Here is a 22,027-nt window from a genome sequence, read left to right as displayed (position 1 = left end):
GCAGACGCACCCGCGCGCGTGCGTGAGAGAATCGCGGCATGACGAACCGCGTGCCGCTCGCCCAGCTCGATCCGACCCTCACCCTCGGCCCCCTGGACGGCCGCTACCGCGGGGACACCGCGCCCCTCATCGACCACCTGTCGGAGGCGGCGCTCAACCGCGACCGCATCCACGTCGAGGTCGAGTGGTTCATCCACCTCGCGGAGTCCGGTGCGGTGCGCGGCACGCGCGAGCTGCTGGAGGACGAGAAGTCCCAGCTGCGCGATTGGGCGGCGGGCTTCGACCTGGAGACGATCGAGCAGCTCAAGACGTTCGAGGCCGTCACGGTCCACGACGTCAAGGCCGTTGAGTACTCGATCAAGGAGTTCCTCGATCAGATCGGCGCGGGCGACCTGTCCGAACTGGTCCACTTCTGCTGCACATCGGAGGACATCAACAACCTGTCGTACGCGCTGGGGGTCAAGGGCGCCGTGCAGGAGGTGTGGCTGCCGGCGGCCCGTCAGCTCATCGACGCGCTCGCGGACATGGCCCAGGAGCTGGCGGACGTCCCCCTCCTGTCCCACACCCACGGCCAGCCCGCGACCCCGTCGACCATGGGCAAGGAGATCGCGGTCTTCGTGCACCGTCTCCGCCGCCAGCTGGCCCGCATCGAGCAGGCGGAGTTCCTGGGCAAGATCAACGGCGCCACCGGCACGTACGCCGCGCACGTCGTCGCGTCGCCGGGCGTCGACTGGCCCACCATCGCGCAGGACTTCGTCGAGCACCTGGGCCTCACCTTCAACCCGCTCACCACGCAGATCGAGTCGCACGACTGGCAGGCGGAGCTGTTCGGGGCCATCAGTCACTTCAACCGGATCTGCCACAACCTGGCGACGGACATGTGGACGTACATCTCGATGGAGTACTTCATCCAGATACCCGTCGAGGGCGCCACCGGCTCCTCGACGATGCCGCACAAGGTCAACCCGATCCGCTTCGAGAACGCGGAGGCGAACCTCGAGCTCTCCAACGCGCTCCTCGACTCGCTGGCGGCGACCCTCACGACCTCGCGTCTGCAGCGCGATCTGACGGACTCGACGACGCAGCGCAACATCGGCGTCGCCTTCGGCCACTCGCTCCTGGCGCTGGGCAACCTCGTCAAGGGCCTGGGCCGCCTCGAGTGCAACCCGGATGCGCTGGCCGCGGACCTGGACCGCAACTGGGAGGTGCTGGCGGAGGCGATCCAGTCCGTCATGCGCGCCGCGTTCCTGCGCGGCATCGAGGGCATGGACAACCCGTACGAGAAGCTCAAGGAACTGACCCGCGGGCACCGCGTCGACGGCCCCGCCCTGCGCGAGTTCGTCGCGACCCTGGGCCTGCCCGACGACGACACCGCCCGTCTGGCGGAGCTCACGCCCACCGCCTACGTGGGACGGGCCGCAGAGCTGGCGCGCGCGGAGGTCGCGGCCTGGCGGTCCTCCCGCTGACCCGGCGCCGAGGCCGCTGGGCCGCCCGCTGACCGTCCCGTCCCGGCCGCGCGGCCGGGCCTCGGCTCACTCGAGCGTCGCGTACTCCAGGACGGGCCGGCCCGCATTGCCGTAGCGCGGGCGCCTCTCGACGAGTCCCGCATCGGCCATCGCCTCGAGGTACCGGCGCGCGGTGACGCGGGAGACGCCGATCCTCTCTGCGGCCTCCGCCGCGGAGCACCCGCCCTCGCCCAGGATCGTGAGGATCTGATCCTGCACCGCGTCGGGGACGCCGGCGGCGCGCGGGGGCGCGCTGCCGGCGCGCAGACCCTCGACGGCGGCGTCCACGAGCGACTGGGTGACCTGGTCCCCGCCCTGCTCGTGGGCCAGCGACTCCCGGAATCCGCGGAACGCCTCGAGCTTGGTGCGCAGCACGGGGAACGTGAACGGTTTGAGGATGTAGTGGACGACCCCCAGCGACAGGGCCTCCTGCACGACCTGCATGTCGCGGGCCGCGGTCACGGCGATGACGTCGACCGGCACCTTCCGGGCGCGCAGGTTCCGCACCAGCAGCAGCCCGTGGCCGTCCGGCAGGTTCATGTCCAGCAGCACCAGGTCGATCTGCGACGAGTCGACCCCCATGATCCGGTCCGTCAGCGCGGCCAGGGCGTGCTGCGCGTTGCGGGCGATGCCCACGACGCGGAAGCCGTCCATCCGCTCGACGTAGGAGGCATGGGCCTTCGCGGCGATCTCCTCGTCCTCCACGACGAGGACACCCAGCGGCCGCTGGGGATCGCCGCGCCGCGCATCGTCACTCACTGCTCCCACGCTTTCACCGTAGATCCCCGGCACCGGTTGCGCCAGTGTCCGCCTCCGGCGCAGCCGGCACCCAGACCGTGAAGAGGGCGCCGCGCAGGGGCTTGGGCATCTCTGCGACCTCCGCCTCGTCGCACAGCTCGTCTCCAGATCCCTGCACGTCGATCGCCCCGCCCATCCGGCGCACGGCCTGCACCGTGAGCGCCAGGCCCACACCGCGCGAGGCATGTTGCATCCGCCCCTCGCCCGTCGCCTGCGCGACGCCGTCGTGCTTCGTCGACCAGCCGCGCTCGAAGACGTTGTCCAGTGCTGACTCCGCGATGCCCGGACCGTCGTCGCTCACCTCGATGACCAGGCCCGATGTCTTGTTCCCGGAGAACCGCACCCGCACCGTCCGCCGGTCCGCGGGCACTGCGTCCGAGCTGACCGCGTCCAGCGCGTTGTCCACCAGGTTGCCGATGATCGTGACGAGGTCCCGGTCGTCCGCGGTGATCGTGCCGTGCAGGTCGTCCGTGTCGAGCTCCAGCCGGATCCCGTTCTCCGATGCCTGCGACATCTTCGTGAGCAGCAGCGCGGTGAGGATGGGGTGATCGAAGCCGTCCAGGAGGTTGTCCGCCGGCCGCTCCGCCTGGTCGATCTCCCGCGTCGCGAACTGGACGGCCTCGTCGAACGCGCCGGTCTCCACGAGCGAGACGATCATGTGGAGCCGGTTCGCGTACTCGTGGGTCTGCGACCGCAGGGATTCGGAGAACGAGCGGACGGACACCAGCTCGCCCGTGAGCTCCTGCAGCTCCGTGTGGTCGCGCATCGTCATGACCCAGGTGTCCGGCGACTGCGAGGCCGGCTGCTGGTTGACGACGAGGACCCGGCGGACCGTGTAGTGAATCTCGTCGCGCGCGTACCGGCCCTCCGCCAGCAGAGCCTTGAGCGACGGGTCGAGGTCCAGGTCCTGCAGGGCGATGGGGGTCCGGGCCGTGGAGTCCGGCATGCCCAGCAGCTGGGCGGCCTCCTCGTTGTAGAAGACGATGCCCTGCCCGCGGTCCGCCAGCACGAGGCCCTCGGAGACCGCCCGCAGGACGGACCCGTAGTAGTCGAGGACGGCGCCCAGCTCCTCTGTGCCGTAGTCGCCGGTCACGCGCCGCAGGCCGCGCAGGGTCACCCAGTTCGCGCCCACTCCCAGCAGGATGACGAGTCCGCCCATGAACCAGATCGCCCGCGCCTGCGGGGCGAACGCATCGCGGACCGCATCCGGGCTCATGCCCACGACGGCGGCCCCCACCACCTGCGGCGCGGCGATGGCGTCGCCGCCGAGGTCGGCCTGCCCGCGGGCCGTCCGGCTGGAGTCGCCCTGCTCTGCGGTGTCCGCTCCCGAGGCCGGGGTCGCCTCCGCGCCCGCGCCCGGGGGCGGGCCGGTAAGGATGGGGGCGACGGCGACCAGCATGCCGCTGCCGCCGCCGATGTAGCGGACCGTCGTCTCCCCGTTGGCCAGCGAGCCCTGGTCGAGGCCGGTCACGATGCTGCCGGTGCGGGTCTCCACATCCTCACCGGAGGCGACGATGATCGGCCGTTCGCGCTGCGTCGCCTCGTCCGAACTGGAGGTGCCGCCCAGGGCGCCCACCGCGGACAGCTGCGAGGCGGGGATGACCTCGACGAGGTCGACGCCGTAGTCCGTCCGGACGTCTTCGAGCCGCTCCGTCAGGAGCGCGTTCTCGTCCGTGTCCGCCAGGAAGACCGGCAGCGGGTCCGCGTCAGCGTCCGCATCGCCGCGCTGCGACTGGACGTCGACGATGTGGTCGAGCACCAGCGTGGACCGTGCCAGGGACTCCGCGGTGCTGGTGAGCTGCCGTTCCGCGCGCCGGTCGTGCTGGTCGCTCAGCACGAAGTAGAGGATGGTCGTGACGAGCAGGGCGATGCCCACGAGCATGACCCCGTTGGCGACCATGATCCGCCCCGCGACGCCGGTGTCCCGGAAGATCCGCAGCCCGCGCTTCTCCCGTCCCGCGGGCTCTGCTCCGGGCAGGCCGGGGACCCGACCGGGGTCGGGTCGCTGGGGGTCTCTGCGTCGTCCGGACGCGGATCGGCTGGCGGTCATCGCCCCCATTCTGCCCGAGGCCGCGGACACGGACCCCGCTCAGAGCGCTCCAGTCCTGTCACATCGGGCATGCGAGGGTGCACGTGCGGCAGTGTGAGGACAGGGCCCTGCGGGTCAGTGGAGGACGGGGCCGTCCGGCTGCTCGACGTCCTTGCGGGAGACGACCCAGTTGAGGACGAACGCCATGAGCGTCGCCGCGACGAACGCGACCGCGCCGTAGAAGGCGGGCATGCCCAGGTGGGCGACCGCGGCGGGGCCCTCCGTCGCAAACCGGCTGCCCACGGTCACGACACCGCTCACGACGAACGCGACGAGACCGGCGATGAGGCCGAAGACCACCGCGTGGCGGTACGGCACGCTCTTCCGCTCGCGCGGCTGAGAGGAGGGGTCTGCCTGGGGCTGGCTCTGCTGTTCCATGTTCCGCCCATCCTACCGGGGACCGCGTGGCACACTGGACGCGTGTCCCGCCTCTCACCGCCCGCTCTCGTCGCGCTGATCGCCGGTGCCGTCCTCGTGACGCTGCTGCTCATCGTGCACGTGACGCAGGCGGATCGCGGGCTGCGGGTCGAGGCCGTCGCGCAGCAGACCGATGCGGCGAACGCGCCGGGGGCGGGGACCACCGAGGCGCCGCCGGTGTTCAGCCTCGAGGAGGTCCGCTCGCACCTGCTGGACGAGGACTCCGAGGATGGTGCGGCCATCAACGCCGAGCTGACGGAGACCCTGCTCTACTGCGACGAGTGCCTGAACCAGGGCGCGACCCTCACGATCGAGGAGAAGCCGTTCCAGGTCGTCCTCCTGACCGAACCCGGCGAGGACTCCGTGTTCGCCGCCGCCGTGATCGGCGAGGAGGGCGGTCAACCGCATCTGCACCTGGTAGTTTCAGGGCAGGACCTGTCCCTCACTCCCGGCCGCGGTGGGACGCTCGTCGCACAGGAGCCGCGCTTCACGGCGGCGGATGAGGCCTGCTGTCCGACCGGCTGGTCGGTGCAGGTCTACCGGTTCCACGACGGGCGGTTCGAGGCCGGCCAGCGGATCTCCAGCGTCGGCGCGACGTGACGACCGACGGACGGCGGGCCGGGTCCGGTCCGGCGAGCCAGCAGGGGGAGGCACACGATGCACATCGTTCTTGTCGAGGACGATGAGGTGATCCGCGAGACGACGCAGATCGGCCTCGAGCGCTTCGGCTACACGGTCACGTCGTTCGCGGACGGCCGCGAGGGCTTCGAGTTCGTCACCGCGCACGGCGCGGACGCGGTCCTGCTCGACCTCATGCTCCCCACGATGAATGGCGCGTCGATCACCCGGGCGATCCGCGAGCGGTCCACGATCCCCATCGTCATCGTCTCCGCCCGCTCCGAGCCGATCGACATCGTCCAGGCGCTGGAGGCCGGTGCGGACGACTACCTCACGAAGCCGTTCGACATGCAGGTGCTCAACGCGCGCATCCGCGCGGTGGTCCGCCGCTTCATCACCTCCGGCACCGGGGCGATGGGCTACTCCCCCGCCAGTGCCGCGACCAGCAGCGCGCACGAGACGGTGATCGGCCCCGGCGGCCGCATCATCAGCGGCGGCGATCTGCCGGACGTCCTGGGACCCACCCCCGGCTTCGACTCACCGCGCGCCCCCGACGGTGCGCCCGCGACCGGTGGCGATCAGTCGCAGGAGCGCTCGCACCCCGCGATCGTGGGCTCCAGCCCGCACCCCGCGATCGTGGGGTCCGTCCCGGCGGGCGGGGCAGGGGACCCGGCCCCGGCCTCGGCGATGGGGTCCGCGGCGACCGCGGACGGTCACGACCCGGCGGCGACGCTGGAACGGCGGCTCACGCTGGGGTCGCTCACGATCGACACGGGCCGGCTCACGGTCGAGATCGACGGTGCGGAGGTGCACCTCACCCCCACGGAGCTGCGGATCCTCCTGCTGCTGACGGAGGAGCCGGGGCACGTGTACTCGCGGGAGAAGATCGCGTACACGGTCTGGGGGTACGAATGGGCGGGCGACTCACGGGTCGTCGACGTCCACATCCAGCGCCTGCGGAAGAAGATCGGGGCGGAGCGGATCGAGACGGTCCGGGGCTTCGGCTACCGGTTCGCGGGCTGACGGATGGCCGATCCCCGGATGGCCGACGCCCGCATCGGCGACTCCCGGTCCGGCTGGGCGCGGATGTCGCTGCGCTGGAAGATCGTCCTGCTGGTCGTCACCTCCGTCGTCATCGCGGCGCTGAGCTGCGGCGTCGTCGTGCGGCAGTCCGCGGCTCGGGCGGAGACGGAGCGGCAGCGCGCCAACGTCTCCGAGCAGCTGGCGGACGCGGTCTCCGTCTACACGAACACGGGCGTCCTCACGCTCAACACGACGATCGACGACCCGGAGCTGCCCGCGGACGCGCGCGACTCCGCTCTGGAAGGCCACACCGTCACGACGATGCACCCGGTCGACGGGCAGGACCACCTGTGGGCGGCGACGCCCATCCAGGTGGGCTCGCACCAGGCGGTCATCTCAGTGCGCCAGTCGACGGCGGAGTCGGAGGAGCTGCTGGCGGGCATCGACCGCGCGGTCCTGCTGGGCATGGCGGGTGCTGTGCTGGTGGTGGGCGGGATCGCCTCGTACGCGGCGGGCCAGATCTCGCGGCGGCTCACCCTGGGGGCGCAGGCGGCCCGGCGGATCGCGCACGGCGACACGACGACGCGCGTCTCGAACATCATCGACTACGGCAGCGACGAGGTCGCGGACTTCGCGCAGGCCGTCGACTTCGCCGTCGAGCGGCTGACGGAGAGGATCGAGTCCGAGCAGCGCTTCACCGCAGACCTCGCGCACGAGATGCGCACGCCGCTCACGGGGCTGGTGAACGCGACGAACCTGCTGGAGGAGGAGTCCAGGCCCGCAGAGCTCGTCAAGGAGCGGGTGGCCCGCATGCAGGTGCTCGTCGAGGACCTGCTGGAGGTGTCGCGCCTCGATGCGGGACGCGCGGAGACGCACCTGGGATCGGTGGCCGTCGACGGGACCATGCACTCGCTCATGAGCACGCTCGAGGGCTCGGGCGCACTGGCCGGTCACGACGTCTCCGTCACGTACGAGGCGGGCGACGCGCGGATCACGACGGACCAGCGCCGGTTCGAGCGGATCATCACGAACCTCCTGGTCAACGCGGTCAAGCACGGGGAGGACCCCATCCGCGTCGAGGTGCATCCGGACCGGATCGTCGTCGCGGACTCCGGCCCCGGCTATCCGCCGGACATCCTGGCGACGGGTCCCACCCGCTTCGTGTCCGCCGGCGGCGGCGGGATGGGTCTGGGCCTCGTCATCGCGCAGGGCCAGGCCAGACTGCTGGGCATGACGATCGAGTTCGCGAACGACGGCGGCGCGCAGGCGACGGTCCGGTTCCCGATCGAGGACGACGCCGAGGCCGCGGCCGGCTGACCCGCCCGGTCACCCTTGTGGTTCCCGCCGCTCCGCCTCGCGCTTGATCGCCTCCAGGCGCCGGTCCCAGCCGCGAGCCACGACTCCCAGCAGGTCGGAGACCTCTGCGATCCGCGCGGCATCGACATCGTGGACGCGCCTCCGGGAGACGCTGGTCGAGTGCACGAGGCCCGCATTCTCGAGGATCCGCAGGTGCTTCGCGACCGCCTGGCGGCTCACCTCCAGGTCGCGGGCCACGGCTCCGGCGTCATCGGGCGCCTCGGCCAGTCGCACGAGGATGCGGCGGCGCGTGCGGTCCGACAGGGCCGCGAAGGTGACGTCCGCCCGCTCCCCCAGCAGCAGCGCGCGCGGGTCCGGCGTGCTCACCGGGCCTCGCCCCGGTTCTCCGCCGTGCCCTGGTCGCCCCCTGCAGCCACCAGGGACTTCTCTGCCTCTGCCGTGTTCTTCCCTGCCTCGACCCGGTCCTTCGCGACGGCCAGCTCCTCGACCCACCCCTTCGTGTTCTCCTCGAAAGTCCTGCGGCGCTGGGCGGCATCCGCGCTGATGCTGGCGAAGCCGGTCTCACGCACTGTCAGCTCCACCCCGTCGCCCTGCGGTTCGATCGTGAACTCGACCGTGTTCGCGGGGTGGTCCTCGAGCGATCCGGCCTCACCGCCCAGCCAGCGGTAGACGGCCCGGTGCGGCGGGTCGAGCTCGACGATCCCGATCGAGAACTCCCCGTGGACGGGGTCGACCACCGTCGCGGTCGAGCCGTCGACGGTGATGTCGTGCTCGCGGTACTCCCCGTCGTTGATGAACCAGCCCGGCTCACTGATGAGGTCGTAGACGGCCTGGGCGCCGGCCTCGATGCGGATGCTCCGGACGATCTCGTCCGGCACGTCCGGAGAGGGGGCATCGCTCCGGTCCTGGTTCACGCTGTCGCGGTTCCTGCTGTTCTGATCCATGCGGAGACTCCCTAGCTGTCAGACGGTTCCGTCGACCAGTGCGGCCGACGTCCTCCAGCGTGGCACGGCAACGACCAACATGCAACCATTCAGTTGCACTGAGGAGGCGCATCGCGGGAGACTCGCGGTGAGGCCGCTGTCGGCCGTCAGGCGCGCAGCGCGCGTGCGTACCGCCTGCGGTAGACGATCTGTGCGAGGCGGACGAGCGGGTCCGCGAACCGCCAGATCCCCAGTCCGGGAGCGGACGCGGACCGCAGCACAAGGAACACCCGCCCGTCCGGAGCCTTCACGACGAGGAAGGTCTCCTCCCCCGTGACGGGATGGCCCGGCTCCGTCGCATACGTGAAGCCGCGCCGTGATTCCTCGTCGACGACGGCGATGACGCGAGCAGGCTCCGGCAGGCGGAAGGGCCCCAACCGGACCCGGATCGTGGGATGCTGGCCCACCGCGACACGAGCGGGATCGGGTTCCCCATCCGTCACGACATCGAAGCCGCTGCGGGTCTTCACCTGCCACGTGAGCAGCTCTTCCGCTGCGCGCTCGAACACGTCATCGCCGCGCCCCACCGGGTGCGCGGCCTCGTAGCAGCGGTAGCCGGCGGGGCGGTCGACCCACTGCGTCCGCCACGGCTGTGTGAGCGTCGTGCCGTCGCTCATGCCCACGCCCTCACGACAGGTCGTGGCCCAGCTGCTCCGCCAGGCGCAGCACGCGGATGTACCCCAGGTGCGAATACGCCTGCGGATGGTTGCCCAGATGCTGCTCCGCGAGCGGGTCGTACTCCTCCGCCAGCAGGCCCGTGGGACCGCGCAGCTTGTCGAGCTGGCGGAACAGCGTGCGCGCCTCCTCGTGGCGGCCCACCAGCAGGAACGCCTCGATGAGCCACGTCGTGCAGATGTGGAAGCCGCCCTCCAGGCCGGGCAGTCCGTCGTCGTAGCGGTAGCGGAAGACCGTTGGGCCCTCGCGCAGCTCGCGCTCGACCGCGTCGACGGTCTTGAGGAACCGCTCATCGTCCGCCGGGAGCATGCCGGACAGACCCACGAACAGGCTGGCGGCATCCAGGTCGTCATCGTCGTACGCGACCGTGTACGACTGCACCCGCTCGCTCCAGCCGCGCTCGATGACCTCCTCCGCGATCTGCTCGCGCAGCCCGCGCCACGCACCGGGCAGGTCGCGGCCCGTGCGGTCCGCGACGTCGATCGCGCGGTCGAGGGTCACCCAGCACATGACCTTCGTGTACACGTTGTGCTTGGGCGGACGGCGGGCCTCCCAGATGCCGTGGTCCTCCTCGTGCCACCGGGCCTCGACTGCGCGGCCCATCGCGACGAGCAGCTCCCACTCGTCGTCCGCGAGGCCGCCCCGCGCGATCGAGATGTCCCGCAGCAGCTCAGCGACCGGACCGAACACGTCCAGCTGCACCTGGTGCTCGGCCGCGTTGCCCACGCGGACGGGTCGGGACCCGGCGTAGCCGGGCAGGTGCTCCAGCACGGCCTCGGAGGTGAGGGCGGACCCGTCGACCGCGTAGAGGGGGTGGAGGAACTCCGGCCCCGGGGCCTCGGCGAGGATCCCCCGCAGCCACTGGACGAAGCCCTCCGCCTCCGCCGTCGACCCCAGGTCCAGCAGCGCGCGCACCGTCATCGAGCCGTCGCGCAGCCACGTGTACCGGTAGTCCCAGTTGCGGACGCCGCCGATCCCCTCCGGCAGCGAGGTCGTGGGCGCGGCCAGCACACCGCCGGTGGGCGAGTGGCACAGCGCGCGCAGGGTGAGGGCCGAACGCACGGCGCCCTCGCGGAACTGGGCGGGCAGCACGAGCGAGCGCGCCCAGTTCTCCCAGAATCCCTCCGCCAGCGCCCGCACGGTGTCCTCGTGGCCGGCCAGGACGGAGTCCAGCAGGTCCGAGGTCCCGCCGCACACGAACGCGAGCACGACGCGGCCGTCCGGCTGGTCCGCGGGCGTCACCCGGGCGACGGCGGTGTGCGAGCCGCTCTCCTCGACGATCTCGAAGTCGAGGCCGGGGGCGTGCAGCGCCATCGGCTCACTGGTGCCCATGACGCGCACGAGGCCGTGACCGGCCTCGAGCACCGTGGGCGCGGCGCCGTAGTCCAGGCGCGGCGCGAAGCGGATCTCCGCCGGTGCAGTGCCGGTGAGGACGCGCACCAGGACGGTGTCCTGGCTGGATTCCGGCACCGGGGCCAGGTAGTCCGCGACCGCCAGGCCCGCCCACCGGGTCTCCACCGTCATCGAGTCGCCGCGGTACCGCTGCGTGAGCGGGCGGGTGCGCGCGGCCCCCGCCCGGCCGCCGCCGTCCGCGGGCACGGGGCCCACGGAGAAGTACCCCGCCGCCGAGGTCCCCAGGACCTCGGAGAACATGCTCGCCGAGTGCGGCAGCGGGTGGGGCATCCAGCAGATGCGCGCGTCCGGGTCGATGAGGGCCGTCGAGTGGCCGTTGCCCAGGAGACTGTGGCGCTCGATCGGGACGGAGGACCGGCCGAAGAGCCAGGAGCGGCGCAGCTCGAAGAGCGCGGCGAGCACCGTGCCGACGGTGTGCGGGTCCGCGAGGCGCGCGGACGCGGACGTGTCTCCGTCCTCGCCCACCCGCAGGCCCAGGTCGCCGGTGCGCAGGGTGGCGATCGCGGCCTCGTCGGAGACGTCGTCGCCGATGTAGACGACCGCCGAGGCCCCCAGCCGCTCGCGCAGCGAGGTGAGGGCATCCCCCTTGGAGCCGGGGATGACGGTGAGGTCGAAGACGTCGCGCCCCTCGACCGGCTCGATCCCCAGGCGGACAGACGTGTCCCGCACCCAGGCGGACACCGCCTCCCGCTGGTCCGCGGGGCGACCGCGCAGGTGGACGGCGGCACCCAGCGGCTTGAGCTCGATGACGATGTCCGGGTGCGCGCGGTGCAGCTCCAGGAGCTGCGCGCGCAGCTCGGTGAGGCGCCGCTCCGCGTCCGGGTGGATGTCGTCGAAGTCGTCGATGCCGAACTCGCCGCCGTGCGAGCCCACGAGGTGCACCTCTCGGGGCAGGCGGGACATCGCGGCGAGGTCGCGCAGGGAGCGGCCGGAGATGACCGCGGAGTCCGTGGACGGCAGGGCGGCGAGCGCCCGCATCGCGTCGACGTTGGCGTCGAGCGGGAACGCGCGGGTGGGGCGGTCGACGAGGTGGGCGATCGTCCCGTCGTAGTCGGTAGCGACCAGCAGCTGCGGCGTGCGCGCGAGGGCGACGAGGCGGGCGAACAGCTCGTCTCCCAGTGCGCGGGCGGCGGCCGCCAGATCGATCATGGGTCCGGAGGGCAGGGCCGTCGAGGCCAGGAGACCGTCTCCCGTGAGTCGAGGGGCGAGGCGCTCCGTGTCGATGCTGATGACCGGGGCGCTGCCTGCCGTGCGGGAGCCTGCGTCCTGGCCCGAGGTCACGGCCTGTCACCCCCGGCACCGTCGGACGACGCGGAGGCCGAGTCAGGGGTGCCGCTGGCCTTGCCATCCCAGGCGTCGGGTAACCCCGAGGACAGAGTCTCTGCGGCCTCGGCGTCCTGGGTGTCAGCGACCTCGGCGTCTGCTGCGCGCGCCCGCGCGCGGTCGGACCGGCGGGCCGTGCCGCCGATGATCGAGAAGACTCCGGCGATGAGGGCAGCGGCGCCGGTGAAGCCCAGGACGCTCAGGGCGTTCATGTCCGTGCCGGCGAAGAGGATGACGCCTAGGAGGACGTGGATGCCGCCGATGATGAGGAAGTCGGAGCTCATGCCCTCGTCGCGGTGACCGCGCCAGATCCACAGCTCGAGGATCCCGTGGAGGACCGCCCACACGGCGATCGCCGCGCGCAGCTGGCCGGGGGTGTCCGCGACGAGGAGGAAGAGGACGCCGGGGATGGCGACGACGGCCTGGCCCAGCAGCGGCATCCGCATGTCTGTGCGCGTCCGCAGCCCCTGCACCAGCACCAGGATGCCCTGGAGCAGGAGGTGGGCCAGCAGCAGCACGTCGGCGATGTCGACCCGGATGTTGAGGTTGGCGGGCGACCCGATCTGCTCCCGGGGCCAGAACACCGTGGCGAGGCCGAAGACGACGGCGAGCCCGCCGCGGATCACCATCCAGGTGCCGAGCGGGCGCAGGAGCGTGGAATCAGAGTGCGAGGTCACTGGGCCCAGTCTAGTCAGCCGGGTCTGCGAACGGGCTGAGGCCTCGGATTCGTCGCTCGGGACGCGCGTCGGCACGTGGATTCCCGCTGTCGCGCGCTTCCTGGTGTCAGTCGTCTTCCCGCGTTCACCTGAGCGCCACCGCCCCGGCACACCGGACTCGTAGTGTGCCGTCATGCCAGCCCCGCCCGGGTCAACGACCTCCGCACCCGCTGTCGCCCACCGCGAGATGCCCGTGGGCCGCACCGCGCTGTGGTGGTGCCTGGGCCTGGGTCTGGGCATGGTCGTGGGAGAGCTCTTCCACCTGCTGCGGCACGGCCAGATCATGCTGCCGACCGCCGCCACCGGCTCGCCCCTCCTCACACACGTGCTCACGCTGTGGCCGTGGGGCCTGGCGGCGGCCGCGGGTGCGCTGCTGCTGGTGGGGATGCGCCCCGTCACCCGGATCGAGGTCGACCGCAAGACTGCCGCGCACCTGTGCCGCACCGGCACGTCCGTGATCGCGAAGGTGCTGCGGGCCTCGACGCCGAGGCCGGGGCCGCGTGCCGCTGTCGACGCCAGCCTGCTCCTGCGCTCCCCCGCTGGGGTCATCTACTCGTCGGACGTGCACTGGACCCTCGATCCCGTCGATGCGGGCCGCCTGCGGAGCGGCACCGTCGTGCCTGTCCGCATCGATCCTCGTGCGCCGCACGTCGCCGCTCTGGACACCCTCGCGGACTCTCGCGCCCGTCTGGACGGCATCGATGCGGACGCCGCGTTCTCGGCCCGCCGCAGGGCGGCCCAGCTGGCCCACCGCCTGCGCGGCTGGTCTCGGATCGCGGTGCTGACGGGGATCGCCGCGGGGCTCCTCATCGTCCTCGTCTGAGCACAGGTGCGGGTCTGCCGGTGCCAGTGCCGGGCCACGGGCGGCCTCGGCAGCCTGTGTCGCTGCGGGGGGCCGCGGCAGTGGAGCTCTCGCGCCTCAGCGGTTCCGGCGGCGCGGGGCGAAGACTCCAGCGGACCGGCGGCGCGCGTGCTCGCCGTCGCTCGTGCGCCGGAACACCGTCGGGACGCGCACGCTGCGGTAGGACCAGCGGCGCATGGGCAGGGGCACGCGCCATTCGAACCACCACGCGAGCATGCGGAATGCGAAGACGAACACCGCGATGCCCACCGTCCACCACGGCCCGTACCAGCCCAGATGCCACACGATCGCGGTGAACCCTGCCCCGGTCACCGCCGGCAGGATGTAGAGGTCGGAGGCGTTGAAGACTGCCGGGATCTCGTTCACCAGCACGTCCCGGATCATCCCGCCGCCCACGCCGGTGAGCACGCCCAGCAGGATCGCCGAGGCCGTGGGCACCCCCGCCGCCAGGCCGATCGTCGTGCCGGTGGTGACGAACACCCCCAGGCCCAGGGCGTCGAACGCGACGATGGGCCCGCGCGCCAGGTGCGAGCGCTGGCCCAGGAAGTAGACGAGGATCGTCGAGACGAGCGGCGGGATCAGGTAGTACGGGGCCTCGAGTGAGGCGGGTATCCGCCCCAGGATGACGTCACGCATGATGCCGCCGCCCAGACCCACGGCCATGCCCAGCACCAGGCTGCCCAGGATGTCGACGTTCTTGCGCGCGGCCAGCAGGTTGCCGGACACGGCGAAGGCGAAGACACCCACCAGATCAGCGGTCAGCAGGAGCGGTTCCACGCTCATTACAGTACTCGCGTGCGCGCGCGGGGCCCGGCGTGGTGCCAGCACCGCGCGGGCTCAGGCGCCCGCACAGCCCCTGACCTGACCCCCCGCGCGGTGCTCGCGCCGCGCTCACTCGGACTCCCCATACCAATCCGCGCACACCCACAGTCCGCGAATCTGAGCCGCTGACACGTGAATGGATGCCAGAACAGACCTTTTCCGGCGCGACTTTGCAGGAAGCGGGTCGTACGCTGGGCTGTGCCGGGGCGACGACCTCGGCGACCATGACTCCATCGAAGGGACGACTCGTGTTCTCGCAGTCCGCCAAGCTCGCCCATGTGCTCTACGACATCCGGGGACCGGTGCTCGAGGAGGCGGACCGCATGGAGGCCGCGGGGAACCGGATCCTCAAGCTGAACATCGGCAACCCGGCTCCCTTCGGGTTCGAGGCGCCGGACGCGATCCTCGTCGACATGATCAAGCACCTGCCGGAGGCGCAGGGCTACAGCGACTCGCGCGGCATCCCGTCCGCCCGGCGGGCGGTCGTCCAGTACTACGAGACCAAGGGCATCCGGAACCTGGACGCGGACGACGTCTACCTGGGCAACGGGGTCAGCGAGCTCATCACGCTCGCGCTGCAGGCGTTGTGCGATCCGGGCGACGAGATCCTCGTGCCGATGCCGGACTACCCGCTGTGGACGGCCTCGGTCGCGCTGTCCGGAGGCACCCCCGTTCACTACCGGTGCGCGGAGGAGGAGGGCTGGGTGCCCGACCTCGAGGACATCGCCGCGAAGATCACGCCGCGCACCCGGGGCATCGTCCTCATCAACCCGAACAACCCGACCGGCGCGGTGTACTCACGGGAGACGCTCACGAAGATCGTCGCGCTCGCGCGCGAGCACGGCCTCATCGTGTTCGCGGACGAGATCTACGAGAAGATCGTCTACGGCGATGCAGAGATGATTAATCTGGCCTCGCTGACTGGCGATGACGTCCTGTGCCTCACGTTCTCCGGGCTGTCGAAGGCGTACCGGATCGCGGGCTACCGGTCCGGCTGGCTGGCGATCACCGGGCCGTTGCAGGACGCGCGCAGCTACCTCGAGGGGATCCGGCTGCTGGCGAACATGCGGATGTGCTCGAACGTGCCCGGGCAGCACGCGGTGCAGGCCGCGCTGGGCGGGTACCAGTCGATCGAGGATCTCATCCTGCCCTCGGGCCGGCTGGGGGCGCAGATGGAGCTGTCCGCCCGCCGGCTCAACGAGATCGACGGCGTGAGCACGACCAAGGCGGACGGCGCGCTCTACCTGTTCGCGAAGCTGGACGTTGAGAAGTTCGGCATCACGGACGACGAGCAGTTCGCGCTGGACCTGCTGCGCGAGCAGAAGATCCTCGTCTCACATGGCACCGCGTTCAACTGGGACAAGCCGGACCACTTCCGCCTGGTCACCCTGCCCAGCGTCGAGGTGCTGGACGAGGCCCTGGACCGCCTGGCCACCTTCCTGGACGGGTACCAGCAGAGGCCGGCCAAGGCGGCCTGAGCCTCAGCGGGTGAGCGCCTGGGCGGCCTCGAGCAGCTCCGGGATGCCGTCGGCCATGCGCGGTGCGTAGTCATCGCCGGGGCGCTCGCCCGCGTTCCAGCGGGTGTACATGTCCTCGAGGAACACGGACGACTTCCAGTACGCCAGCACCTGGTACCAGGCCAGCTCGCTCACATCGAGACCGGTCCGCTGCGCGTAGCGCTCCGTGATCTGGTCACGGTTGAAGAAGCCGGGTGCGGCAGAGGCGTTGCTGAGGCTCATGATCGACGGATGGCCGGGCGCGCCGTCGACGTAGGTCGCGGTGAGGTAGCCCAGGTCGGCCAGCGGGTCACCCAGGGTCGCCATCTCCCAGTCGAGGATGGCGCGGACCCGCGGCGGCGCGTCCGGTGCCAGCATGACGTTCCCGAACCGGTAGTCGCCGTGGACCAGCGTGACCTTCTGCGATCGGGGCAGGTGGTCCGTGAGCCACTCGGAGAGCTCTTCCTGCAGCGGCAGCTCGCGACGGCGGGTGAGGGGTGCCAGCCGCGTGAAGGTCGCGATCTGGCGCTGCAGGTAGCCGTCGGGGCGGCCGAAGTCCGTGAGGCCGGCCTTCTCCAGGTCGACGGCGTGGAGGTCGACGAGGGTGTCGACGAGGACTTCGGAGGCGATGCGGCGGTCGTCCTCTGTGGGGAGCACACTGGGGACCGTGTCGACGAGGACCTCGCCGTCCAGCATCTCCATGACGTAGAAGGGGACGCCCAGGATCGACTCATCGTCGCTGGCGGCGAGAATCTGCGGCACCGGCAGGCCCACCTTCGCGACGCCCTGCTGGACGCGGGCCTCGCGCATCATGTCGTGGGTCGACTTCGCGATGGGCGGGCGGGGACCGCGGCGCAGGACGAACTCGGCGTCGCCGCGACGCACCTGGTACGTGATGTTCGACTGGCCGTCGCCGATCCGACGCCAGGCCAGCGGGCCGCTGCCCAGTCCCTGCGTGTCGAGGTAGGCCTCGATGCGGTCGAGGACGAGGAGCGGGGGCATCGAGAGGGCGTCGGCCTCTGCGGAGGTGCGGACGACCTCGGTCCCGTCGGGCTCCGTGTGGAAGCCGTCGTGGGAGGTGGGGCCAGGCGATGCGGCGTCAGTGGTCATGCGGTTCCGTGCTCCTCTGGCAGGGCGCGTGCGGACCGCGGCAGTGCGGTGCGCGAGCGCGCGGACGGGCTCGTGCGATGCGAACGCGGGGCGCGAGGCTAGCGATCGTTCACTCATGGGCAGTCTGTCCGACGGGTCGGGGCGCGTCAAGCGCGAAAGGTAGGCAACACCCCCATAGGGGTGCCTGGCGGACACCAGCCGCCGACCACGCGCGAGCGACAACCCCTCACGCACACGCAGGGGCGGCCGATCGCGCAGCCCCGCATGAGCGGGGATGATCCGTAGGGCTGCGCTGGTGCGGGCAGGAGGCGGGCGTGCTCCCCGCATGAGCGGGGATGGTCCCTCGAGCGGGTCGAACGTCATCTTCCCCACGAGGTGCTCCCCGCATGAGCGGGGATGGCACGACCCTGACTCTGCACAAACTGACGACGGCCGCGAACTACCCTCACCACCGTCACCCGCGCAGGACGTCTCGTATAGCGTCACCACAACGAGACAGCAAAGGCGGGGATCTCCGTCTACGTGACGTCAAATCCAACAGAATCTAACAACGTCTAACAAGTCACCCGCCGCACGCCCGGCACGCCCCGCACGCAAAGCAGGTCAATTAGGCTTGCCTCACCATAGTCATGCGCGTAGCGTAGATGTTGCCTCAGTGCGACGTCGTCGGCAGCCGAGCTCCCCGCGTACTCGACGTCTCACGATCCGCCAGACACTGCCCACCGTCCCCGATCCGAAGGACACGCCATGCACACCCACGGACCGGTCCTGCTGGCCGGGGGACTCGCAGACGTCGACTTCATCACCGACTACTTCCGCCGCCTGCCCCCGCTCGCACTCCACGGCCTCCGCGGGATCGTGTTCATCGAGGTGGAGTCCCAGTTCGACATGAGCATCCTCGACGTGCCGGCGGACATCGGCGTCCACTGGCTGGTGCGCGAAGACATCGACAGCGGCACCATCGAACCGGGCCTCGCCCTCGCCCGGGCCGTGCAGCTGTGGGCCCAGGAGTGGATCACCGACGGCGGCGCCCCCTGCCAGGACCCTCAGCTCATGTGGATCGGATGCGCCCGCACGCCCATCGTCGAACAGATGTGCCTCCACCTGCTGCACGAGCATGAGGACCTGCACCTCCACCACGCCGACCTCATCTGAGCGCGACTGGACGAGTTCACCTGATAGCCCGCACCCATCCGGCGCTCACCTCAACCGGATCGCACGCTCGATCGCCCGGTCCAGATCCTCCACGATGTCCTCGACGTCCTCGATCCCCACGGAGACCCGCACCAGGTCGCGCGGCGGCGCCTGATCCGTCCCCGCCGCGGCGGCGTGCGTCATCGTCGCCGAATGGCAGATGAGCGACTCGACCCCGCCCAGGCTCACGGACAGCCCGCACAGCCGCGTGCCCTCCGCGACCGCACGCGCTCGCGCCTCCGTTCCCAGCCGGAAGCTCACGACCCCGCCGAACCCCGCCATCTGCTCCCGCGCGATGTCGTGCCCGGGGTGTCCCGGCAGTCCGGGGTAGTACACCTGTTCCACACCCGCGCGCTCGCTCAGCCATTCCGCGACCGACCGCGCGTTCTCGCAGTGCTGCCGGATCCGCACGCCCAATGTTTTGAGGCCCCGTGACGTGAGGTAGGCGTCCTGCGGCCCGGCGACGGCTCCACCGGCGAACTGCTGGAAACACACCAGCTCCGCCAGCGGTTCCCCCTCCCACAGTGCGTCACCCACCACGACCGCTCCGCCCAGCACATCCGAGTGCCCGCCGATGTACTTCGTCGTCGAGTGCACCACCGCGTCCGCCCCGCGCGAGAGCGGCGTCTGCAGCGCCGGCGACGCGAACGTGTTGTCGACGACCAGCAGCGTCCCGTGCGCGTGCGCCACCTCCGCCCACGCCGCGATGTCCGCGACGGTGAGCAGAGGATTGGTGGGGGTCTCCAGCCAGGCGACCCGGGCCTCGGGCGCGGCGACGGCGGCCTCCAGAGCCGTCGTGTCTCCGGGAGCGACGAACTCCACGGTGACACCCCAGCGCGCGTACAGCTGGGTGAGCAGGCGGTGGGTGCCGCCGTAGCATTCCGCCGCGGCCACGACGGTGTCGCCGGGACTCAGCGTCGCCCGTAGCAGGGCATCCTCCGCCGCGACGCCCGAGGCGAACGCGAACGCCGCCGTCCCGCCCTCCAGCGCGGCGAGCTGGGTCTCCAGCCCGTTCCGCGTGGGGTTGCCGCCGCGCGAGTACTCATACCCGCCCGTGAGCGTCTCCACCCCGGTCTGCGTGAACGTCGAGGTCTGGTAGATCGGCGGGATCACGGCCCCGGTGAGCGGGTCCGACTCCTGCCCGGCATGCACCGCCGAGGTCGCGAAGCCGCGCCGCACGGGCCTCATCTGGGACTGTGCCGGCTGGCTCCGCAGGTCGGAGACGACCGCATCCGCCGAGGCCGCATCGGCGGCCGCAGTCACGGCACCCGGCCGTGCTGGGCCGGCGAGATGGCCCCTCGTGGTGACCGGGGCCTCGGCCGCGGTTCTGGTCTGGCGCTGGGGACGGTACGCGATGCTCATGCCGCCACCTCCACGTGCATCGGCGAACAGCCGGAACAGCCGGAACAGTCGGTGCGGTCAGATGCGATGGACCGATGTGAGATCGTTCCCCCTGGTGACAGGGGCCCTCCGGAGCGGAGCGCCGTGCTTGCACGCGGGCTCTCCCCACGTGCCGGATCGTCATCTGGGGCACCCCGTCACTGGCGGTGGGGTTGCCGACCGGCCGGCCAGAGCCTTGCAGCCGATTCTCGTGATCCTGCCCTGCAGACTAGGAGCGGCGCACCACAAGCGTCGCGGGGCACGTCACATACCCGACACGGAACGTCATACGGTGACACATGGCGAGCATCCCCGCCGCTCACGCCACTGACGGCCGCGCGCGCACGCGGATCCGCTGTCCGTCTCGGCCATGCACGTTCAGCACGTGCGCCGGCCTGCCGCGCGCGGGGCCGATCCAGTGCGGCACGCGGGTGTCGAACTCGGCGGCCTCGCCCTCCTCGGCGATGAGGTCGTGGCTGCCCACCACCAGACGGATCGCTCCTTCCAGCACGAGCATCCACACATAGCCGCGGTGCGTGCGCAGAGCCTCGGATTCGAACTCGCGAGACCCGTGGCCACGCGCCGGCCTGTGCGTGGCCGTGCCAGGTCCGTGCCCCGTCTGGTCCTGTACACCCTGGTCCGGCCCGTGCACATGCACGTCCGGTTCCGCCGACCCGCGGTCCGGCGGGCGAATGATCGCGTGCTCCACCCGCAGTCCCCCGGCCGGGGCGGCCAGCGGCATCGTGAGCCGCCCGTCCTCGTCGACGGACTCGAAGCGCAGCCGCGGATCCCGCGAGAAGTGCACCCCCACCAGGTCATCGAGACTCACGGCGTGCGCGCGGGCGAGCGCCACGAGGTGCTCCAGACCGGGCACCCGCACCCCCGTCTCCAGCCGCGAGAGCGTGCTGACCGAGATCCCGGTCTTCCGGGACAGCTCCACCAGGCTCAGCCCCCTCTCCTGCCGCAGCTGCCGCAGCCGAGGCCCCACGTCCGGCCCAGCCTCGGTCGCTTCCGGCCCAGCCCTGCCTGTCTCCGGCACGTCACCCTGCCCTGGTCCGCCACCCAGCTCCATCACGTCACCCACCCACCGCACTCCTGCCCGCCTGAGCCCTGCCGCTGTCACCCAGCCAACCACGGCAACCTGCTCCGCGCCCCCGCATTTTGCCAACCTGGCAAAGATTCTCGCCTGAGCAGCCCCTCTTCGTCCACGGTTGCACCACAACCGCACGGAGCAGACACCGGCGGACCCCACCGGGAAGGACACACCCATGAATCAGCCGCACCTCTACGACGTCGCCATCATCGGCGGCGGAGCCGCAGGACTGAGCGCCGCCCTCACCCTGGGACGCGCCCGCCGCAGCGTCGTCGTCCTCGACGCCGGCCAGCCGCGCAACGCCCCCGCCGCCGGCGCTCACAACCTGCTGGGCAACGAGGGCATCGCGCCTCTGGACCTCCTCGCCCGAGGCCGCGACGAGGCCCGCTCCTACGGCGCCCGCATCGTCAGTGCGACCGTCACCGGGGCCTCGGGATCCGCGGCCGAGGGCTTTACCCTCACAACCCAGCCGCTCCCCGCCGCCGAGGCCACCCCCACCACGATCCGCGCCCGTCGCGTCGTCCTGGCCTCGGGAGCGGTCGACACCCTCCCGCAGATCGAGGGCCTGGCAGAGCGCTGGGGCCGCGACGTCATCCACTGCCCCTACTGCCACGGCCACGAGGTGCGCGACCAGCGCCTGGCCGTCCTGGCCACCGGCCCGATGTGGCTGCACCAGGCGAAGCTCATCCGTCAGTGGACCGACGACGTGACGGTGCTCCTCGACACCCAGGACGCCCCCTGCGATGAGGACCGCGCGACCCTCGAGTCCCGCGGCGTCCGCATCATCGCCGGCCGCGTCGAGCAGATCCTCACCGCGGACGACCGCCTCACGGGCGTCCGGGTCGCGGGCCATGCCGCGCCCCTACCCCTCGACGCGGTCCTCGTCGGCACCCGCCTGCGGATCGATTCCGCGCTGGTCGACGGCCTGGGCATCGCCACTGAGCAGAACCCGATGGGCACCTTCGTCCCCGTCGACATTCAGAAGGCGACGAATGTCCCCGGCGTGTTCGCCGCCGGGAACGTCACGAACCCCGGCTCGATGGTCGCCTCGGCAATGGCCGACGGCGTCATGGCCGGCGCCCTCGTCAACATGAACCTCATCGACGAGGAGTTCGCCCGCACAGCCCAGGCGGCCCAGACGGTCGTCACCGCGTCAGCCGAACCAGCCTGACCCATCCCCGCAGGTCAGACTC

General features: G+C 71.4%; 20 protein-coding genes and 1 riboswitch. Of the genes, 8 read left to right on the top strand and 12 right to left on the bottom strand.

Features of this window, described 5'->3' with window-relative positions:
- The first annotated feature begins 38 nt into the window (after window positions 1-38).
- Window positions 39-1,466 carry an adenylosuccinate lyase gene (gene purB, locus HGBR_RS12360; protein ID WP_019159659.1) on the top strand — a complete coding sequence of 476 codons (1,428 nt, stop codon included), beginning with the start codon at window positions 39-41 and terminating at the stop codon, window positions 1,464-1,466.
- Window positions 1,467-1,532: 66 nt separating this feature from the next.
- Here purB and HGBR_RS12355 read toward each other — a convergent pair whose 3' ends face one another.
- The 3 genes from HGBR_RS12355 to HGBR_RS12345 form a co-directional block, all read right to left on the bottom strand.
- On the bottom strand, window positions 1,533-2,273 hold the full coding sequence (locus HGBR_RS12355) for a response regulator (RefSeq protein WP_245533342.1): 741 nt from the start codon (window positions 2,271-2,273) through the stop codon (window positions 1,533-1,535).
- A gap of 4 nt (window positions 2,274-2,277) precedes the next feature.
- A complete protein-coding gene (locus tag HGBR_RS19015; protein WP_019159657.1) occupies window positions 2,278-4,353 on the bottom strand; it encodes a sensor histidine kinase in 2,076 nt (691 codons plus the stop codon).
- 114 nt (window positions 4,354-4,467) lie between these two features.
- The gene (locus tag HGBR_RS12345; protein WP_019159656.1) at window positions 4,468-4,770 is read right to left on the bottom strand and encodes a hypothetical protein; all 303 of its coding nucleotides are present in this window, start codon (window positions 4,768-4,770) and stop codon (window positions 4,468-4,470) included.
- A 42-nt stretch (window positions 4,771-4,812) separates the two neighbouring features.
- Here HGBR_RS12345 and HGBR_RS12340 point away from each other — a divergent pair, with 42 nt between their 5' ends.
- Genes HGBR_RS12340 through HGBR_RS12330 form a run of 3 tightly spaced genes read left to right on the top strand, consistent with a single transcriptional unit; the run spans window position 4,813 to window position 7,767 of the window.
- On the top strand, window positions 4,813-5,409 hold the full coding sequence (locus HGBR_RS12340) for a hypothetical protein (RefSeq protein ID WP_019159655.1): 597 nt from the start codon (window positions 4,813-4,815) through the stop codon (window positions 5,407-5,409).
- A 57-nt stretch (window positions 5,410-5,466) separates the two neighbouring features.
- Window positions 5,467-6,450, top strand: a complete 984-nt coding sequence (locus HGBR_RS21050; RefSeq protein ID WP_019159654.1) for a response regulator transcription factor — start codon at window positions 5,467-5,469, stop codon at window positions 6,448-6,450.
- Window positions 6,451-6,468: 18 nt separating this feature from the next.
- The gene (locus HGBR_RS12330; RefSeq protein WP_019159653.1) at window positions 6,469-7,767 is read left to right on the top strand and encodes a sensor histidine kinase; all 1,299 of its coding nucleotides are present in this window, start codon (window positions 6,469-6,471) and stop codon (window positions 7,765-7,767) included.
- A gap of 9 nt (window positions 7,768-7,776) precedes the next feature.
- Here the strand turns inward: HGBR_RS12330 and HGBR_RS12325 are convergent, their stop codons facing one another.
- The 5 genes from HGBR_RS12325 to HGBR_RS17830 all read right to left on the bottom strand — a co-directional run bounded on the left by HGBR_RS12325 (window position 7,777) and on the right by HGBR_RS17830 (window position 12,838).
- On the bottom strand, window positions 7,777-8,133 hold the full coding sequence (locus tag HGBR_RS12325) for an ArsR/SmtB family transcription factor (RefSeq protein WP_019159652.1): 357 nt from the start codon (window positions 8,131-8,133) through the stop codon (window positions 7,777-7,779).
- Window positions 8,130-8,711, bottom strand: a complete 582-nt coding sequence (locus HGBR_RS12320) for an SRPBCC domain-containing protein (protein WP_019159651.1) — start codon at window positions 8,709-8,711, stop codon at window positions 8,130-8,132. The genes HGBR_RS12325 and HGBR_RS12320 overlap by 4 nt, the downstream gene beginning before the upstream one ends.
- A gap of 146 nt (window positions 8,712-8,857) precedes the next feature.
- Window positions 8,858-9,367 carry a DUF1990 domain-containing protein gene (locus HGBR_RS12315; protein ID WP_019159650.1) on the bottom strand — a complete coding sequence of 170 codons (510 nt, stop codon included), beginning with the start codon at window positions 9,365-9,367 and terminating at the stop codon, window positions 8,858-8,860.
- Between the two features lie 10 nt (window positions 9,368-9,377).
- Complete coding sequence (otsB, locus tag HGBR_RS12310; protein WP_147522490.1) at window positions 9,378-11,987, bottom strand: trehalose-phosphatase; 2,610 nt, start codon at window positions 11,985-11,987, stop codon at window positions 9,378-9,380.
- Between the two features lie 128 nt (window positions 11,988-12,115).
- Window positions 12,116-12,838, bottom strand: a complete 723-nt coding sequence (locus HGBR_RS17830) for a hypothetical protein (protein WP_019159648.1) — start codon at window positions 12,836-12,838, stop codon at window positions 12,116-12,118.
- A gap of 172 nt (window positions 12,839-13,010) precedes the next feature.
- Between HGBR_RS17830 and HGBR_RS12300 the strand changes: the two genes are divergently transcribed.
- Window positions 13,011-13,700, top strand: a complete 690-nt coding sequence (locus tag HGBR_RS12300) for a hypothetical protein (RefSeq protein WP_147522479.1) — start codon at window positions 13,011-13,013, stop codon at window positions 13,698-13,700.
- Between the two features lie 96 nt (window positions 13,701-13,796).
- On the opposite strand, the gene HGBR_RS17825 is transcribed toward HGBR_RS12300, so the two are convergent.
- Complete coding sequence (locus HGBR_RS17825; protein ID WP_040365056.1) at window positions 13,797-14,522, bottom strand: trimeric intracellular cation channel family protein; 726 nt, start codon at window positions 14,520-14,522, stop codon at window positions 13,797-13,799.
- A gap of 287 nt (window positions 14,523-14,809) precedes the next feature.
- Between HGBR_RS17825 and HGBR_RS12290 the strand changes: the two genes are divergently transcribed.
- Window positions 14,810-16,039 carry a pyridoxal phosphate-dependent aminotransferase gene (locus HGBR_RS12290; protein ID WP_019159645.1) on the top strand — a complete coding sequence of 410 codons (1,230 nt, stop codon included), beginning with the start codon at window positions 14,810-14,812 and terminating at the stop codon, window positions 16,037-16,039.
- Between the two features lie 3 nt (window positions 16,040-16,042).
- Here the strand turns inward: HGBR_RS12290 and HGBR_RS12285 are convergent, their stop codons facing one another.
- Window positions 16,043-17,167: a phosphotransferase family protein gene (locus tag HGBR_RS12285; RefSeq protein WP_019159644.1), complete on the bottom strand. Its 1,125-nt coding sequence runs from the start codon at window positions 17,165-17,167 to the stop codon at window positions 16,043-16,045.
- A gap of 747 nt (window positions 17,168-17,914) precedes the next feature.
- Here HGBR_RS12285 and HGBR_RS12280 point away from each other — a divergent pair.
- Window positions 17,915-18,322, top strand: coding sequence for a hypothetical protein (locus HGBR_RS12280; protein WP_019159643.1), 408 nt, complete (start codon window positions 17,915-17,917; stop codon window positions 18,320-18,322).
- Window positions 18,323-18,367: 45 nt separating this feature from the next.
- Here HGBR_RS12280 and HGBR_RS12275 read toward each other — a convergent pair whose 3' ends face one another.
- Both HGBR_RS12275 and HGBR_RS17820 read right to left on the bottom strand, forming a co-directional pair.
- Window positions 18,368-19,549, bottom strand: a complete 1,182-nt coding sequence (locus HGBR_RS12275) for a cystathionine gamma-synthase (protein WP_040365083.1) — start codon at window positions 19,547-19,549, stop codon at window positions 18,368-18,370.
- Window positions 19,550-19,841: 292 nt separating this feature from the next.
- A riboswitch (SAM riboswitch) is annotated at window positions 19,842-19,958 on the bottom strand.
- A 102-nt stretch (window positions 19,959-20,060) separates the two neighbouring features.
- On the bottom strand, window positions 20,061-20,825 hold the full coding sequence (locus HGBR_RS17820) for a helix-turn-helix domain-containing protein (RefSeq protein WP_218915968.1): 765 nt from the start codon (window positions 20,823-20,825) through the stop codon (window positions 20,061-20,063).
- A 184-nt stretch (window positions 20,826-21,009) separates the two neighbouring features.
- On the opposite strand from HGBR_RS17820, the gene HGBR_RS17815 reads away from it, so the two are divergent.
- Window positions 21,010-22,005: an NAD(P)/FAD-dependent oxidoreductase gene (locus tag HGBR_RS17815; RefSeq protein ID WP_019159640.1), complete on the top strand. Its 996-nt coding sequence runs from the start codon at window positions 21,010-21,012 to the stop codon at window positions 22,003-22,005.
- The last annotated feature ends 22 nt before the right edge of the window (window positions 22,006-22,027 follow it).

It is taken from the genome of Brevibacterium senegalense (assembly GCF_000285835.1).
Taxonomy (GTDB): Bacteria; Actinomycetota; Actinomycetes; order Actinomycetales; family Brevibacteriaceae; genus Brevibacterium; species Brevibacterium senegalense.
Note: the sequence above shows the minus strand (reverse complement) of the source record. Positions and strands in the feature narration are given on the sequence as shown.

Excerpts from the sequence above, each read along its gene's own strand:
- purB (WP_019159659.1), top strand. The coding sequence starts at position 39 with ATGACGAACCGCGTGCCGCTCGCCCAGCTCGATCCGACCCTCACCCTC.
- HGBR_RS19015 (WP_019159657.1), bottom strand. The coding sequence starts at position 4,353 with ATGACCGCCAGCCGATCCGCGTCCGGACGACGCAGAGACCCCCAGCGA.
- HGBR_RS12345 (WP_019159656.1), bottom strand. The coding sequence starts at position 4,770 with ATGGAACAGCAGAGCCAGCCCCAGGCAGACCCCTCCTCTCAGCCGCGC.
- HGBR_RS21050 (WP_019159654.1), top strand. The coding sequence starts at position 5,467 with ATGCACATCGTTCTTGTCGAGGACGATGAGGTGATCCGCGAGACGACG.
- HGBR_RS12330 (WP_019159653.1), top strand. The coding sequence starts at position 6,469 with ATGGCCGACGCCCGCATCGGCGACTCCCGGTCCGGCTGGGCGCGGATG.
- HGBR_RS12320 (WP_019159651.1), bottom strand. The coding sequence starts at position 8,711 with ATGGATCAGAACAGCAGGAACCGCGACAGCGTGAACCAGGACCGGAGC.
- HGBR_RS12315 (WP_019159650.1), bottom strand. The coding sequence starts at position 9,367 with ATGAGCGACGGCACGACGCTCACACAGCCGTGGCGGACGCAGTGGGTC.
- otsB (WP_147522490.1), bottom strand. The coding sequence starts at position 11,987 with ATGATCGATCTGGCGGCCGCCGCCCGCGCACTGGGAGACGAGCTGTTC.
- HGBR_RS12300 (WP_147522479.1), top strand. The coding sequence starts at position 13,011 with ATGCCAGCCCCGCCCGGGTCAACGACCTCCGCACCCGCTGTCGCCCAC.
- HGBR_RS17825 (WP_040365056.1), bottom strand. The coding sequence starts at position 14,522 with ATGAGCGTGGAACCGCTCCTGCTGACCGCTGATCTGGTGGGTGTCTTC.
- HGBR_RS12285 (WP_019159644.1), bottom strand. The coding sequence starts at position 17,167 with ATGACCACTGACGCCGCATCGCCTGGCCCCACCTCCCACGACGGCTTC.
- HGBR_RS12280 (WP_019159643.1), top strand. The coding sequence starts at position 17,915 with ATGCACACCCACGGACCGGTCCTGCTGGCCGGGGGACTCGCAGACGTC.
- HGBR_RS12275 (WP_040365083.1), bottom strand. The coding sequence starts at position 19,549 with ATGAGGCCCGTGCGGCGCGGCTTCGCGACCTCGGCGGTGCATGCCGGG.
- HGBR_RS17815 (WP_019159640.1), top strand. The coding sequence starts at position 21,010 with ATGAATCAGCCGCACCTCTACGACGTCGCCATCATCGGCGGCGGAGCC.